Below are 18,125 nucleotides of genomic sequence, written 5' to 3'. Positions count from 1 at the left end.
ATAATATACTCCTGCACGTCCTGTACGCTTTTGTTCATCCGGATTGCTTAAGCGCTTTAAATAACCATAGTTATCATCCACCCAAACCAAAGTAACTTCGTCCGGAACTTTCAGACCCGCTTCGTACAACTCCAATGCCTCTTTGTAAGGAACAAATATCTGTGGAACCTCTTCAAGTGGTTTATCAATGTATTTCTTTAAAATCTTGCGCTGGTCTGTGATGGCTTGCGACAACATTTCGACTTTTTCTTCTTCACTCATGTCGCCACGCATTCCCTCGTCGTGCAATCCGCGCATAGCCAACGTATATACGTTTTCATAAGGGGCAGCCTCTTTTACACGGTTATCCAGCTTTTTCAATATAGTCTTCCGGTTGGTCTTATAATTCCATTCACCATCCCGTCCCTTATTCCACTCCCATGTCGAAGCATTATTGAACAGCAAAGGTTCGCAATGCGACGTAGTAATAAGAATGCCGTATTCATCAGCCACCTTCTTACTGTCCGGATGAGAATAAAAAGCCCCTGTACAGGTATGCATAGCCGGAGCTAACATATTTCCTTTCAGACGAAGAATCAGTTCGCATACCTTCGCATATGTCTTAGGACCTATATCGTTCAGTTCCTTTTCGAAGTTCTTGGAAGCCCAAGGTTTCATGCCCCAATCTTCATCATTGATAAAAATGCCACGATACTTTATCGATGGCGTGTCAGATACATAGTTTGCCTCTACAAAAACGGCGTCCCTATGTACTACTGGCACATCGGCCCACCAATACCAGGGCGAAACACCAATAGCCTCGCTGATAGAGAAAACACCATAAGCGGTTCCACGACGATCGCTACCAGCCACTACTATAGCACGTTTCACTCCGTCAAACGGATGCTCAATAGTACGAACGATAAAACGTTCCCAACCACCCTGAATAGTCGAGATATCCAGTTTCCCTTCTTCTACCAACCGGTCTATCCAACGACTATGTCCAATAGTACCTACAATTACAGCTTCTCCATTCTGCAATGCTGTAGTTTGCGCCACAATCGAATTTCCTGTCACCCGTTCAATATCTGCCGCAAGCAGACAGGCAGCTTTTTTAGCAACCTCCCAATCATCGGCATCATATAAGATTGCAGCTTTAGTCAGTTCTACTTTATTAATGCCACCCTCGTAACTCACCGTCACAACATCAGTAGCATAAAGCGACGTCGTTAGCAGCAACAATAAAGACATTAAAATTTGTTTCATATTCATTCTATTCATTTTATTACCCTATATTCAAATACTTAATCAGCTACACGGCCTTGTACCCTGACTTCTGCCAATCGAGGCCAAATACTTCCTTCATCCATACTGAAAGAAAAACGTACAAAACGCATCTTCAATGGCTGTTCAAAAGAAAGCCTTACATCTTGTTTCTCACCTGTAGTTGTACTATAATCACCCACAAGCTGCCACGTTTCTTTATCGGCAGAAATTTCTATTTTAAAACGGCAGTTTACTTTTTCTGCAAACCGGGCCGTTATAGTATGCAGCCAAAGTCCTCTTTCTGTATCCAATATCCAATAAGCCGAGTTTTCCTCTGCCGCTGGTTGCCAATAACTTTCTTCATCCCCATCAGCAGCCAGTCCCGGTGAGTACCCTTTCTGCGAACTTGAAGCAAACGTCGGATTATTCAGACCATAAGTTTGCATTTCGCCACCTTCAATACCTTTTATATAACGTATGTAAGGACGGTCCACAACCTCTGGACTAACCCCTTCCTGATATGCCTGTTCACCCTCAAAGCGTAATGTCAAGCGAGCAGAAGACAGTCCGGGCGATGAAGCTTCCACCACTGTATTTCCGGCATAATAAGACCGAAAAGCAATGGCGGCCTTACCATCCTGAATGCGAATATCACTGTCCGGGCGGAAAGTAATAGACTTTCCGGTAGGAAACTCACCAGGTCCGGACACTACTCGCAATGTCACTGTCGGTGTATTGCTCAATTCCCGGCCATCGGCATCTGTTACCACTACAATCAGTTGTGTGTCGTCTGTTCCATCTGTTGCAATATTGTCCGTTTTCGAAGCTTTCAGCAGCAAGCGGGCAGCCACCCCTTCGGCAGGCCACTCAGGTGGAGCCACCTTGGTATAAGCATTCCGATACCAGTACCAGGAACGTTTCGGTAAACGGAAATAATCTACAATACCCATCTTAGCCATATCGCTACCAAATATGCTGCCATGATCGAAACCACACCAGATTGCCTGACCGCTTCTCCAAGTACGTCCTTTCCAACTATCATCACGTGCCAGATCTCCCCAACCGGGTATATATTGTCCCGGACGGTCTGCTGTCGTGCTACCATATTCAGTAACTACCGAAGGCACAGGCGGCTGCTGGAAATCAGGGATATTAGCTCCATCGCCGTTATAGCCAGCTACATCACCAATCAAATCGATGCGTTCCTCTCCCAACGGACGTTGTACTCCACCAACCGCAGCCTTACGGGTATCATCCAGCATGTGAGTTTTTTCAACCATCCGCTTTAACAATCTTTTCACCCCCGGCATGGTCTGTCCATCGGTAAAGAAAGGTTCGTTACACATACTCCAGACAAACACCGACGGATGGTTGCGATGAATGCGAATCATTTCTTCCAGCTGACGCAATACATCAGCCTCGAACGCCGCCGTATCGGCTGCATTCAGCGGATAAGCTCCGGCTGTCCACCCACCGTCTACCTTCGGACCTGCTGTACTCCAGAAAGGAGCTTCAGACCAGAACAACATGCCTTCACGGTCGCAAGCATCCGTGAAAGCCGGAGAATGCGGATAGTGTGAACCACGAATCATATCAAAGCCCGCTTCTTTCATCAACCGCACATCCCTACGGGCTGCAGCATCGGTCACAGCATCACCCCATCCAGCCTGATCCTGGTGTACATTTGCTCCTCTAAAATAATAATGCTCCCCATTCAGGAAAAATCCCTTATCCGCAGTCCACTCAAACCATCGGAAACCAAACGTGATCTCTTCCGAATCCAGCAAGCGTTTACCGTCATACAACTTGCTGACCAATGTATAAAGAGTTGGAGAAGCCGGAGACCAAAGAGCCGGAGAAACTATTTCCGGAGTTTGTACGTCATAAAGCGTCTCCTTGCCAGCCTCAATGCGTTTCGTTTTTGAGCACTCTGCAACCTTCTGTCCCAAAGAGTCCTTTACTATTATATATAAGGTATAGTCTCCCATTCGGTCATCAGTGTTCTTCACACAAGCTTTTACCCTTACTGACGACGATTTACCAGCATTCTTCTCCAGCGTCGGAGTAGTAACAGCCGTACCGTACCAATCCAAATGAACCGGATGTTTTTTCACCAAACGGACATTCCGATAAATACCTCCACTAAACACATGCTCACCACCCCGTGGAGCCAGGGTAGCTTGCCAAAGATTATTCACTCTGACGGCTATCACATTGTCTCCCTCCATTGCATACGGAGTAAAGTCGATACTGAATCCTGTATATCCACCTGCATGGCTTCCAGCCAGCCGTCCATTGACATAAACTTCTGCTTCCTGAAAAACGCCATCGAATTCCAGAAAAAGTCGCTTCGACAAGTCTTTTTTTCCCAGCTGAAGGTGTTTCCTATACCAGCCATAGCCTACATAAAAATCTTTCGATAGAAAATAAGGGATGCTGAACGAATGAGGCAATCCGATAGGTTCCCAATCGGCATCGTTATATTGTGGCTGAGCCGCACCCGCCACATCTCCCTGCTTATATTTCCATAAGCGATTCAACAACGTTGTCTCACGTCCCTTCTCCGAAGTTCGTTCTGACGTAACAGTTCCCCACACATATAATGGCAAAGCCAAAAGGAAAAATAGTAGTAATAGCGTTTTATAGTTCTTCATAATAAAAAAACGGTTATAAAAAATTTCTATTGTTACAAATATAGTTCCTTTTTAGCGAACAGACCTTATTGATATGTTACATAAACTTTCGTTCACGTAACATCACAAGCAAAAATTGATTAAATTATGGTTATTCAGTATCCGATTTGCTTATTGCACATCGTTTTTTTGCCAACTATACACTTCGACTGCACTAACTGTTACAGCGTTACTACACCAATTATGCAGCGTTACTGCATTAACTGTTGCAGTACGAAGAGCTAACTGGGGAAAATATTGTGGATAATAGGGGAAGAAAATAAATTGTATCATAGAAAAAATCATTTGCCGATTAGTAATAAAAAAAACCTGCACTATCTTCGCAGATAATGCAGGCTATTATAAGAAGTAATTAATCTTTCAAATTTCAAAACGAAAGAATTTCCCTTAACTCTTATCAAATAAAACTTGTGTTATTCTTCTCCAGATAAACCTTTCAGGAATCCTTCATAAGTCGGCTTACGATTGTAGTTCAAATCCCAAAGGCCTACAGGCTCTCCTCTTCTCCAAACATTCTTTTCATCCTTACTGTCAGTAGCACACCACTGAGTAATGCCATACTGTTGTTCGACAGGAATAATCTCAAAATATTTGCGGATAATGAATGTATAGAACTCTGCCATCTTTTGTTGTTGCTCAAAAGTCACTTCTTCTGTCTTAAGGCCAGTGCCAAATGCTTTTTCGCAAATACCCATATCCAATTCCGAAATCTTAATCAGTTTACCGCTGGCAGCCAATATCTGGAACATGTTGACAATAGCATCCTCTTGCGCTTTCTGATCAGCCTCATTCAAAATATAGGTAACGTGCATCTGAGTACCAATACCGTCAATCTTCGTCACTCCATCAGATTCCCAAGTTTCAATCCAGTGCACCAAGCTCTTGGCTTTTTTGTTACCGTCGTCCCACCACGATTCCAGATTGTAATCGTTAATAAAGAGCTTCAAGTCGGAAGGATTGCCACCATATTCCTGGAAGTATTGACGGGCTTTAGCGACTACGATACGTACGTAATCTTCGTTACCCAGATAATCCTGCCAATAGAAATTCGTTGTAGGATCACCATTCGATGCAGACTGAAGGTCATAATATCCATCGCCATCAGCGTCGGTTCCAGAAATAGCTTCATTAACTGCATCCCATGCGGTTACATAACCACCAGTAGCTTCCATCATACCCTTGATCCAGTTATCCATGGCCCAAGTAAGGGTGTCTTTCTTTTCTTCAGGAGTCATTTCAATAATCTGTTCACCAGCAACATATCCTTCTCCTTCAGCAGATAGCGATTGATATCCAGCCCAGCTATTCCAACCATCAATATGACCAGCTTCAAAATCTGAATTTGCTATCAAATTCACAGTAGATCCCTCTTCAGTAAGCACTACATCGTCAATATAAATAGTTCCAGCAAAATTGCCAAAATTGAAAGTAAACTTATCAAGCCCACTACCAGCAGGAGTAAACGTTATTGAAGATTCACTCCATGTTGTACCCATTACGATTTCAGGCATATACTCTTGGTTACCACCATTAGTAGACTGTAGGAATATAGAAGAGTTATAAGCATCAGTAGCTTTAACCATACATTTAAATGTATAAGTAACACCTGATTTAAACGGTTCACTTAACTCATACCAAGCTTGTGCAGCCCAATTATCAGCTTGAGCTGTCGGATTAACAAACTTCAAACAATAACCCGCACCCGCTGCTGCTTCTCCTTCAATACTGTATGTAACAGAATGCCAACTATACTTAGCCCAATTACTCAAATCACTCTGTTCAAAATCACCATTCTGAATCAAGTTTTCTTCAGAACCTGTTGCCACTAATTTCAAATCGTCAACACAAAAATCTCCAGCCAACTCACCAACAATCAACTTCACACAATTAACATCTGAAGTTTCAGGAGTATACTTAAATGAATAAGTAGCCCATTCAGTACCAATAGCAGTACCACCATTCACCTTTATATCAACATTAGTTGAAGTCATTAACCACAACTGAAAATTAAATGTAGCAGATGTTTTCGCTCTAAAACTTATTGTGTATTCAGTACCTTGAGCTAATGTTGTTCCACCAGGTAAAGTATAATAGACCTGCCCATCCCACGGATTAGCCTTTGTATCTTGATGTAATAATAAATAATGGCTTTCTTGTGATGGATCAGGCGGAATCACAGTCGGAGCAATCAACGAGTTCAGATACTTGTTGTTCTGCTGTGAATGCCATGCCAGTGTATGTCCATAAATAGTCACACCAGCCATTTGGGCAGCACTTACAAAATTCGATACAGTAGAAAAATTCATTGAACCATTGTCTGATACGCAAGAAGCATACTTCATCTCATTGCCTGCAGTCATCTCATCGAAGTTGGAGACAGCCAGGCTATGCACTTGTGTACCGGCTATGAAGTCATTAGCTCCAAGCGCGATTCCCAACTTAAAGTTAGGATTTGCAGAACGATCTACATACGCCTTCAAAACATCGTAAACATTCAGATATTCATATTGAGCAATACTTACCGGTTTCTCTGTGCGAAAGTCAACGATTTCATCGTCAGCACAAGCAGCGAACAAAGACAAAATTGCCAATGAATTTATAAATAAAAATTTGTTTTTCATACTAGTATACAATTAAATATAAAAACCTCCTTTTAACAAAGAGATAACTAGTTAGCATTATAATTAGGAGTAAATACCTCTAACTTATTGGTACCACGAGTTTGCAACACCAATGTATCTTTGGTAGCAACCTGTTTAAAACCATAGTCTATCTGATAATCCAAATAGATGGCATCACGATCTTTATTCCCCCATGATTTTTTTTCTCCATCTTCCACAAACTTTCCGGTTCCAGAAGCTTTAAGTCCATCAGTACCAGAAACAATAGTACATTCATTGCCATTAAAGGTCAGCAACAAGTCACATGTTACAGCGACACCATTGTTATCTTGTATAGTAACTGGAAAAACGGCAGTAGTAAGCGATCGGGTAGTGACACCACACACTTCATCCTTTTCCACATATTGCTCATGACGGATATTTGTACTCGTCACACCATCAACATTAATCTGATCTACACCACGACGTAGATAAGAACCATGCCAAGGATTCATATACTTCACACAATAAAGAACATAGTCCATCGGTTTCACACTCCAATAAGCAGAATTGGTACGTACGGGTTGATCACCTTCAATCAGCGGAGTACCAGTCAGAATACGATCTGCCCCCGTCTGACTTTTCATCACTACAGGAATTACATAATTATTACTTAAAGCTTTCTCGTCTGCAAAAAAAGCATCTGTAAGTTGCACTTCAACACATCCCCAATGATCTCCATTATACTTAATTTGGTTACCACCCAGCTGATAATAGTTCTCCGGCATGGGTAACACTGGGGAACCATCCTCGAAAGTCAGATTATCACACAGTGTGTTGTCCACAGCAATGTCGACAGTAATATCTCGTCCACCGTAAGCTCCCCCCATAGTAGCATAGATGGCACACTTATGCTGATTATCAAGCGTATTATCCACTATTTCATCATTACCCAGCACAATGGTACGTACCGGATATTGATATGCAAAATATACACTTGTACCTCCTTCATAGTCGGGAAACGTTCTGTCCGCATTTTCACAGGCAGAAAAGAAAAACGCCAATGCACCCAACATCATCAATGATATAACTCTATTTATTTTCATTTTCATTATCTGCATTTTAAAATTCAACATCTTTACCAACCCTTATTCTGTTGTAGATTATCCCACTTCAACATTTCCGAATAGGGTATAGGCCCATAATGCATATAGTCTTGATAGTTACGAATTTCCACATCAATCAATGTGTAAATCAAACCATTGTTTCCTTGTTCAATACGTACACCCTTAGCTGTTTCATTGAGTGGTAAATTCCAGCGACGGATATCCCAAAAACGTTTGTTTTCAAAGCACAATTCAATACGACGTTCGTTACGAATCAGTTCTGTCATCTTATCCTTGTCGTTTTTAATACTTTCCAGATAGGCATCACCATTATCAGTTCCTACACCAGCACGAGCGCGTAAAGCCTTGATAACATCATAAGCACTATAAGTGTTTCCTCCATTTCCAGTAGGTCCCCAAGCATCGTTAGCTGCTTCGGCATAAGCCAAGAAAATTTCAGTGTAACGAATACGCACAGGGAAATGATATTTAGTATTGAGCGAGCTTGGATCAGCACTACAATCTTCGCGTAACAACTTGCGCAAATAGTAACCTGTACGAGTAGACGTACCGATACGATTCAATCCATCGTCTGTTTTATTCTCACTATCAGCATACAACCCAGTAATAATCTTCTTTCCCTTGTATTCACTCTCATTATAAAGAATATATTCTGTCAAACGCGGATCACGATTTGCATAAGGATTATTTGCCGAGTAACCGCTATTGACATCAGTAATTGGGAAACCGTTTGCCATAGGAAATGCATCGACTAGATTCTGTGTAGGGTTAATACGCCCGCTTCCGTAAAGAGTGGGGGGAAAGTTATTCTTCTCCTGTGTTATACCCATGTCCCAGTCTGCATCACCATTAGTTCGATTCCCACGCCACAAAATTTCGGCAGTCACTTCACCCGATCCCATGTTGTCCAATTCGTCTGTATTCATATACCAAGTATTTCCCCTCGGATCAATGCCACTAATGCCCCCAATACGATTGAGCACAGTAGCAGCATAGTTAGCAGCCATCTCCGAAGTTACTCCTGAACCATCACGATAAGCGGGACTAGCAGCCAATAAAGCTACCTGTGCTTTAAAAGCTTCAGCAATTCGCTTCGTGATACGCCCACGCTGATAGGTACCGAAAACGAGGTTGTACCCCCCCATCTCAGCTCCAATCTGTTGATACTTAACAGGCAGTTCTGCATTACTGCTAATATTGGCATAATCCAGTGGTAAAAGATCAATAGCTTTATCCAGATCCTCAAAAATATAGTTTACACAATCGCTAAAAGTATTACGAGGCAAGTTAAATTCAGAATCCTTATCTTCTGGTTCAAATACCATCGGTACACCCAATAACTGCCCATCTGCTGTCCATCCACCATGAGCTTGCAATAAATAAAAATTGTTCAACGCACGCAATGCATACGCTTCACCGCGTAATTTATCAATGTACATTTGATTAGTAGATGTTGTAGCCGACCATTGCACTTGATCTACAATACTTAAAAAAGTATTGAGATACTGAATGGTCGCCCGACGAGCTTGCCATTGTTCCATAGGATTGTTACTTGAAGACCAAGCACCAAGTGCCATCTTCGAATAATTACTAGTCAAATCATTCGTCACCGCATCATCCGTCGCCACATCACTTACACTAGAATTATCATAAGGAAGCATCGCATAGCCATACCCCAATAAACCCGAAGCATAATTAGGATCAGAAAACATTTCTTCAATACCACGGTTATTCTCTTGAGCAGGCTCAAACATGTCTTCACAAGCTGAAAGAGTAGCCAAAAGCGCTGTAGATAACAAAATATTTTTTAGTTTCATCTCATTCTTTTTTTAGGTTAAAATACTGCTTTCACACCAATATTATAATATCTGCTTTGAGGAGCACTACCAACATTCAATTCCATGTGCTCACGTTCCTTAGAGATAGTAAGCAGATTAGCTCCACTAACATAAGCTGAAAGCGCCTTAACAAATGAACCACGCAAAAGTTTCTTAGGTAAATCGTAAGTAACTTGAATTTTAGCTAAATCGAATCTGTTAGCTTTATACATCCAAAAATCCGAAGTACGGAAGTTTTGACTTGCATCAAGTGTAGACAAACGTGGATAAGTAGCGGTAGCAGCAGTTTCTTCTGTCCAACGATCACGTACAACAGCTGAATATTTGTCTTCACCATCTACCCAATAGTAAGAACTATTTTTCACACCGTAACTTCCAAAACCTCCGGTAGCCAATGCAAAGAAAGTAAAGTCCTTCCACTTAGCAGTAAGGTTAATACCCAATGTAAAGGGTGAACCATACCAACCACCTTTACCCAAATAAACTTCATCTTTTTCATCAATAATATTATCACCATTTTGATCAATATACTTAATGTCACCAGGACGAATTTTTCCAAGTTTAGATTGGTCAGCCCAGCTGTTAATTTCTTCTTGGCTTTGGAACAGACCGGCACTTTGGTACCCCCATATACCATCAACAGGTTTACCCTCACGATAACGGTATGCATCATCATAGATTTCATCACGCTTCGTAGCTTTAGTATCGTAATAAGTGCCAGATATACCTAATGACCAATCCACTTCACCAATACGTTGATTAAGATTCACACTGAAATCAAAACCGACACGACGATTATTATTATAATTCAATATCGGCAAAAATGAAGCAGCAGGGTAACCTGTACTCAGATACGATGGATAGAACGTTGGACTCTTGATAGGATAACCTTCTGTTGAATTTATAAAAAATGAAGCATCTGCCGTAACTAGTTTGTTCCACAAAGAAGTACGAAGATTAACTGACAACTCCTTACGCTTAATAAAACTTAAGTCATCATTCTGCCCCTTGGTCGAAAATGTATATTTTCCAGCAGAACCATCATACCAACCATAGCCATCAGCCTGCGTCCAAACTCCTTCATAAAGATAAAATTCGTTGCCGTCTACCACCAAATCAATATCTTGATTCAAAATACTACCCGAAATGCTCAACATCATATCATCTACAACAGGAGAATCTTTTAAAAATTCTTCCTCACTCAAGCGCCATCCCAAAGTCAACGAAGGTGATAATGCATTACGATGACCCGGAGCCAACTTAGCCGAGTGAATCAATGCAGCACCAAAGTCTGCATAGTAACGCTGCTTGTAGTTATACCCTGCCTGCAACGCCAGATTAGCATTGCTAATACGATGATATTGCGCCGAAATAGTCTGTTGATAGCCATTAACAATAAACATTGCCGACACATTGTGATCTTTATGGAATGTATTCTGATAATTAAATTGACCAGTAAATGCAATTGTCTGTTTGTCAGTACTTCCACTGATATTCTGCGTGGCAGGACGTTCATCCAATCCCTCTTTGGTCAACCCTACAATCACATCTTTACCATTGTAATTAGACCAAGTAGGAACAAAAATGGCATAATTGTTGTCAAACGAAGTCGTATATGAGGTGGCATAGTCAACTGCAAACATAGCCTTGAACGAAAGGCCTTTCAACAATTTGTTAAGATCAATATCCACACCTGTATCAAACTGGAATTGACGGCTTGTCCACTTACTGCTTCCTGCCGCGTAAACATCAGCAAAAGCGTTGGTTGGATTTGCTTGTGTACCACCTAAAAAATATTTACCATCAATAATATTTCCCGAAGTACTCAACAATTCCCACGCCGCTGTAGCATTTGGATCTATCATGTCCAACGGAATCAACGGAGCTGCATATTCCGGGAAATTAGGACGGGCAGTCGCAGCGGCACTCCAATAATCTCCTTTAGCACTTTTTGAATTATAAAAAGTTGCATTTGCGTTAATATATGCGTTGATAAAACTATTGATATTGACATCTACATTACCACGCACATTAAAACGATCGGTCATATTGTTTTTTGCCTCACCAAAATTTAAGTAATCCCCGTTACGATAGTAGCTTACGTTACTGTAAAAATGAGCCCGTGTACCACCGCCCGAGATTTCAGCAGTTACCTCAGAACGATTATATGCTTTCTTTACATAATCCGACGAGTAATAATTGATATCTGGATAACGATAGGGATTCAAACCAGAAGCATGATTATAAATCTGAACATCCGTATATCGTGGCTCCAACCCATCATTGGTACGTGCTTCATTATAAAGTGTCATATACTCAGCAGCGCCCAAATATTCAGGAAAACTCTTAGCTACATTAAAGCCTGTATTAGCACGTACAGTTACATCAAGCCCTTCTGTCTTTCCACGCTTGGTAGTAATACAAATAGCCCCTTTGGCAGCTTTGCTACCATAAAGCACTACAGCTTGCGCTCCCTTCAGAAAAGAAATCTGGGCAATTTCAGAAGGCATCACATTATTGGCATCACGAGGTACTCCATCGACCAATACCAAATAACCTGCATTGTCCGCATCCATGCCCCAAAGAGAATTACCATTCCAACCTCCTACATAACCTTGCATGTTGTCCAAACTGTAAGTATTATAATTTTTTTCAGTCAGTTCCTCCATATTGACAACAGAAACTCCACCCAACAGGTCTTTTTGAGCTACTTTTCGAAAAGCCACCTGTACCATCTGATCTTGTTCTATAGCCAATGAATCGGTTTCATTCCCCAAAGTAATCTGCGCTTCTGCCCAAAGCGGAGAAGCGACAATCATGGCGCAGAGAATGAATCTAGTTTGTATATATTTCATTAGTTTACTCATTTATGATTATACATATAGTGTTTTTCAAGTTCATTTCCACATTACCACCCCGGATTCTGATTAAACTCGGGATAAAGATAAACATCATCATCGGGAAATGGGAACCAATAATGCTTTGTTCCGAATACACGCTTTACAAGTAAGACATGACGGAAATTTGCCACTTCAGCATCAGCAGGATCATTATTCTTATAGAAATCATCACTTTCCACACGGTCAAATTCCACTGCATATTTCTCTGTATAAGGCGATTCACTAAGTAATAACCAGCGTTGTAGGTCATTAAAGCGGAAGCCTTCCATTGAAAGTTCAACAGCACGTTCACGACGAATCTCGTCCATAAACTTATTTTTATCAGCAACATAAGAATCGCCTACAGTACCTGCTCCACAACGTTCACGAATGGTATTCACGGCATCAAGTGCAGTCTTAGAGAAATTAGAACTCTTCCCCGAAGCACCACCAAAAGCAGCACAAGATTCTGCATACATCAGATAGACATCAGCCAAACGCATATAAGGAAGATATGAATGCAAAGCACTACCCCAATCATATTCCTTATCACCTACATTACAAGTATGGGGAATCAGCTTTTGGAAGAAATATCCAGTACGACTACCTAAGTCGTCAGAACGCATCGCACCACCACTACTTGAAAGGTTTAGGTAAGCATATGGCTTCTGAGCATCATTCAGTTTATCTTCAGCCAGCACATAATGGAAACCATCGAACACGATATCATGATAAAAACGTGGATCACGGTTTTTAAAAGGATGAGTAGGATCAAAACCTGAGTTCGGATCATCTAAGGGCAAACCATTGGCCATACCGTACATAGCTACCAAATTTGCGGTCGGAAGATGAATGATAACATCGTGCTCTACTAAACCTGCAACTTTCGGTCCCCATAACTTAGACATATTCCAATTGGTATTATTACCATCGGCAGAGCCAGAACTTCCTGATGGGCCACGGAAAATAGCTTCTACAGATCCAGGCATCTGCCAATTCTGACGACGAGTATAAAATATATCTGAAAAACAAGTCCCACTACCACTCTTTTCATGGTCATAAATATTCGAATAATTATACCCAGCCAACGCGTACTGTGTTTGTCCACTTTCCACCAAATTCAGCAATTCACCAAATGCTTCAGCAGCTTTCTGACAATATGCCTCATCATAATTATAGGTTTGAGTTCCACCCAACTGTGCACCATTCTTCATCAACGGACTACCTGCCCACAAATAATTCTTTCCAAGATAACCTAATGCCATAATCTTATTGATACGAAGCTGGTTCTTTCCAACCGTAACCAGACCAGGTGCAGTTGTATCCCAATCAATAGGAAGTAACTCTGCGGCACGTTGGAAATCAGCAGCCGCTTTATCAGCACATTCCTGATAAGACAGACGAGGCAAAGTAAGTTCCTGAGTTGCATCAAGTACTTGATCAACATAAGGCAGACCTCCCCAATATGCCATCATTTCAAAATGCCACCACGCACGGAAAAAATAAAGCTGACCAGCAATAAGGTTACGCTCTTCCTCCGTACCAACCATTTTGTCCAAATTAGCAAGACCGATATTACACTTACGAATACAATACCAAGCATGCCCCCACAAAGAATGTTGAAAACTATCAGTAGAAGTAGGATTGTTGGTACCAGTTTTCAACCAACACTGTCCATTGGTTTCCCAAGAACGAAAATTCCCTAAATCAACCTGATTAGTCATATGTGCATTACCCAACGAATTGAAAAGTTCGTCATCTCCCCAGTTCCAGGAAGTACAATAGTTACACTTTTCTTTATCAGGAATACAATTATAGATTTCTTCAACAAATCCTTGAAAATTACGAAAATCCTTAAAGGCATCCTCTTGTTTGACTGTAGCTTCAGGACTTTTGTCCAAATAAGCCTCACACGCAGTCATGCCACATCCCAATGCGAGCGACAGAAGTGCAGTATATATATATGTATATCTTCTTTTCATCTTATATAATCTTATAATGTGAATTTGATACCCAAGTTATAACGTTTCACGGTAGGATAAGCACCCAAATAACCTGCACCAGAAAGGTTAGCTTCACGGTCATCAGGCATACGAGTCCACAGCCACAAATTGTTACCATTGAGGTAGATTTTCAAGTTATCAATGCCAAGTTTCTTTACCCATCCTTTGGTCCAAGTATATGCCACCTCGACATTTTTCAAACGTATATATGATCCATCATACAAATACTGCGTACCGTCATAATAAGTAGGCTTAGAATTCCAGCGAGGAACTACAACATCTGCATCCGGCGTGTTCTTCGACCACCAGGTACCCGTATCATATACTGTATTCAAATTGCTTGCCAAGCTGGTAAGACCCACATCACGAGTAACATTAGTCACACCGTAGAATTGAGCAAAAGCACTAAATCCTTTCCATTCAAATCCTACTGTAGCATTGAAGGTATTCTCAGGTGCACTCGTATAGCCCCAAGGAACCGAATCCTTACTGTCAATTACACCATCACCATTATAATCTACAATGTAATAATCACCCACTAACTTTTGTGAATCACTGGAATCGTGAATTGGACTACCATATAATTGATCGTAGTTCTGAATAAAACCTGCATCAATGTAAGAATAATACTGATTTACACTATGACCTGCTGCTTTTTGATAAGCAGGACGTAATGCCTGATCATCTTTAACAAGAACTTTATTACGAGCATGAGTCATATTAAAGTTACCCCAAAGACGTAATCCATTAGCAAACATTTTATTCACACGCAATTCTAACTCATAACCAGTAGTACGAATCTTACCTTTATTAATCGAAGGAGGGGTTCCACCAAAATAAGAAGGTATAGAACGATCACCACCAAAAACAAATATATTAGAACGAGTATCACGGAAGAACTCCAAACTACCAGCAAACAAGCCATCAAGGAATGAATAATCAACACCCAAGTTCAGTTTCTTTACAACTTCCCATTGGATGTTCTCGTTTCCGATAGCAGACTCATACCACCAAGTGTAGATACTCTCGGCATGATTCAAATCTATACGTGTATGGCCACCATATTTCCATGAATCCATATACAACCAACGACGTGATTCATCGAAAGGATCACCCAACTGGTCAGATCCAATCTCGCCATAAGAAGCACGAATCTTCATCATATCAAGAATATGCTTTTCACGTAAAAAACGCATAAAGGGTTCTTCGCTAATCATCCAACCTATTGCCCCAGAATTAAAAAATGCAAAACGATTCTCAGGACTGAATTTTTCAGAACCGTTATAAGCACCATTATACTCAACAAAATAACGGTCTGCCCAATTATAGGTCACACGGAATGCCCAATCCTCACGATAGGTAGGCATCACACTTCCTCGCGCATTCTCCTGACGGCTAAACAATCCCATCCCCGTCAGATTGTGTCTATTAAAGCTGCGTGCCCAACTCAATTGTGCCTGATAATAAAGATTACGTACTGTTTGTCCGTTATCCACCGAACCTGGTTGTGTAGACCAATTAACCCCTTGTGTCCAGTCAAATCCCTGATTAGTATCATATGAATTCTTCCATACTACTTGACCTGTCTCAGGATCAATCCATTTAGACTGAGAATCGTTATTCAAATCGTTAATACCACGGTTGTTTTCTACAAACTCGTTATCCCATGAAATAGTTGCACGAGCTGTGAGCCCTTTTGTTATAAACGAAAGATCTTGTTCCAAAGTAAAGTCTGTATTAATGCGAGTCGAAGTAGTCTGCATGGTACCTCCAATAGAAATATTCTGCACCGAGTTAGTTGTATTTGATACTTTCGGATACATACCCCAACTTCCATCCGAATATTGTGGTAAAAAAACATCAGGTGGAATATTATAAACTCCAGACCATTGCTGCCCAATCTGCCATTCTGATTGACTTGCATTAGTCCAAGGAGCCTTACGGATACCATTCGAACCAGCCAAATTAATTTTCAACACAGTAGTTTTTGTTATATTAAAATCAAGATTGCTTCGTACATTAATACGATCATAACCATAACCAGAATTATAACCACGCCCATTATCATAAACACGAAAAAGGTCACCTTCATGCACATAATCAGCCGAAGCAAAATACTTTACAAACTTTGTACCACCGCTAATATTAATATTAGCATTGTAAGACATTGTATTATCTTTAAACAGAGCCTTCTGCCAATCAACGTTAGGATAACGTTCACGTTGCTCCACTGTAGTCTGATTACGATAATTCTCTATAAAAGCTTGAGGACGAATGTCAGCCCATGACTGAGGTGTCAATGCTAACTCATGCTCGATAGCGACATTACGAAACATCAAAGCATCATAAGAATCATATTTATTAGGAAGTTTAGAAGGTGACTTCAAAGTTGCATTAAAACCAACATCAATTTTAGCACTACCTTCCGAACCGCGTTTAGTAGTAATCAAGATCACACCATTAGCACCCTTTACACCATAAACAGCAGTAGCTGAAGCATCCTTCAATACAGAAATAGATTGTACAGATGTAATATCCACCGAACTCATAGGACGCTCGATACCATCAACCAACACCAAAGGATCTTCATTATTATTCCAAGAACTGGCACCACGGATAGTTATTTTCGGATCTTCTTCACCAGGCATACCTGTACCTGTAGTAGTCACAACACCAGGCAAATTACCTGTTAATGCTGCTCCAATGTCACTCACACCAGCAGCACGTTCCAAAACTTTACCAGTCGTCTGTGTAATAGCTCCAACCACTGATGCTTTCTTCTGCTGTCCATAGCCAACCACAACTACTTCTTCCAACTGTTGTGAATCATCTTCCAAAGTAACTTTAATCAAATTAGTTGAAGTAGCCTTTACTTCCTGTGACTTCATACCTACGAACGAAACTACAAGAGTGGTGTTTTCACTGGGCACGGTCAACACAAAATTACCGTCTATATCTGAAATCGTACCTATTGATGTATTACCTTTAACTACGACCGAAGCCCCAATAACCGTTTCACCAGTACTGTCGAAAACGGTTCCCTTCACCGTTATTCCCTGCTGGGCCATTGCTGTAACGCAACTGAAAAGCATCAAAAGGAACAGGTAAGGAATTTTTTGAATACTAAATCTTACATTTTTCATTACCATTAGTTTAAGATGTTAATAATTACATTCTCATTTTTCTACAGCTATTACTTACAAACAGCATGCTAACCATCATCATAGTGTTTTTCCATAATCACATTGTTATTGCTTAATACTATTAATAATTAAATAATTCACCTGAAGAGCTACTCTGAACATGAAGATGATTACTATAATATTGTTACAGAAATCACACTTCAACCATACAAAGCTCTTTTTCTGCCACAAATCTATTAAATGATTTTTAAACGATTATTCACGCTTGTTACATCTTCTTTCATGTACGTTACATTACATTTTTCGTCATAAATCACTTTTTTGATTATGTAACATTATTATTAGATTACGTAATGTTATAAAACACAACTATCTGTATATAAGCATTTTACAAAAATCATTTTTGAAGCTGTAGAGATGCCACAAAAGTCCAGATTTTAACAACATACAAAAAAGTGTAGCGGTAAACAGAAATGTAAAAATGTAACGTACAGAAAAATAAATGTAACGTACGTGCAAATATGAAGGAAACAAAATTATCCGTTCCCGAGGAGTAGCTGCAAGTATTGAATAAGCAAAAAGATAAAAGGGGGAGAA

8 protein-coding genes are annotated in these 18,125 nt (G+C 40.6%); all 8 read right to left on the bottom strand.

Annotated features, from left to right (window positions below):
- On the bottom strand, positions 1–1,245 hold a 1,245-nt coding region (locus Q3C19_RS16605), incomplete at its 3' end, for a glycosyl hydrolase 115 family protein (RefSeq protein WP_302730813.1).
- 38 nt (positions 1,246–1,283) lie between these two features.
- On the bottom strand, positions 1,284–3,899 hold the full coding sequence (locus Q3C19_RS16600) for a glycoside hydrolase family 2 TIM barrel-domain containing protein (RefSeq protein WP_302730811.1): 2,616 nt from the start codon (positions 3,897–3,899) through the stop codon (positions 1,284–1,286).
- Positions 3,900–4,351: 452 nt separating this feature from the next.
- Entirely contained in the window at positions 4,352–6,559 is a 2,208-nt protein-coding gene (locus Q3C19_RS16595) for an endo-1,4-beta-xylanase (RefSeq protein WP_302730809.1), read from the bottom strand.
- Between the two features lie 47 nt (positions 6,560–6,606).
- Positions 6,607–7,650, bottom strand: coding sequence for a DUF5627 domain-containing protein (locus Q3C19_RS16590; protein ID WP_288911144.1), 1,044 nt, complete (start codon positions 7,648–7,650; stop codon positions 6,607–6,609).
- Between the two features lie 26 nt (positions 7,651–7,676).
- Positions 7,677–9,482, bottom strand: a complete 1,806-nt coding sequence (locus Q3C19_RS16585; protein WP_288911142.1) for a RagB/SusD family nutrient uptake outer membrane protein — start codon at positions 9,480–9,482, stop codon at positions 7,677–7,679.
- Between the two features lie 17 nt (positions 9,483–9,499).
- Positions 9,500–12,358, bottom strand: coding sequence for a SusC/RagA family TonB-linked outer membrane protein (locus tag Q3C19_RS16580; RefSeq protein WP_302730805.1), 2,859 nt, complete (start codon positions 12,356–12,358; stop codon positions 9,500–9,502).
- A 53-nt stretch (positions 12,359–12,411) separates the two neighbouring features.
- Positions 12,412–14,364: a RagB/SusD family nutrient uptake outer membrane protein gene (locus tag Q3C19_RS16575; RefSeq protein WP_302730803.1), complete on the bottom strand. Its 1,953-nt coding sequence runs from the start codon at positions 14,362–14,364 to the stop codon at positions 12,412–12,414.
- 11 nt (positions 14,365–14,375) lie between these two features.
- Positions 14,376–17,534 (bottom strand): TonB-dependent receptor, encoded by a 3,159-nt coding sequence (locus Q3C19_RS16570; protein ID WP_022162212.1) that lies wholly within the window; start codon positions 17,532–17,534, stop codon positions 14,376–14,378.
- Positions 17,535–18,125 lie beyond the last annotated feature (591 nt).

The sequence above is a fragment of the Bacteroides sp. ET489 genome (genome assembly GCF_030518095.1).
GTDB classification, from domain to species: domain Bacteria; phylum Bacteroidota; class Bacteroidia; order Bacteroidales; family Bacteroidaceae; genus Bacteroides; species Bacteroides ndongoniae.
This window is presented reverse-complemented; position numbering and strand designations above follow the sequence as displayed.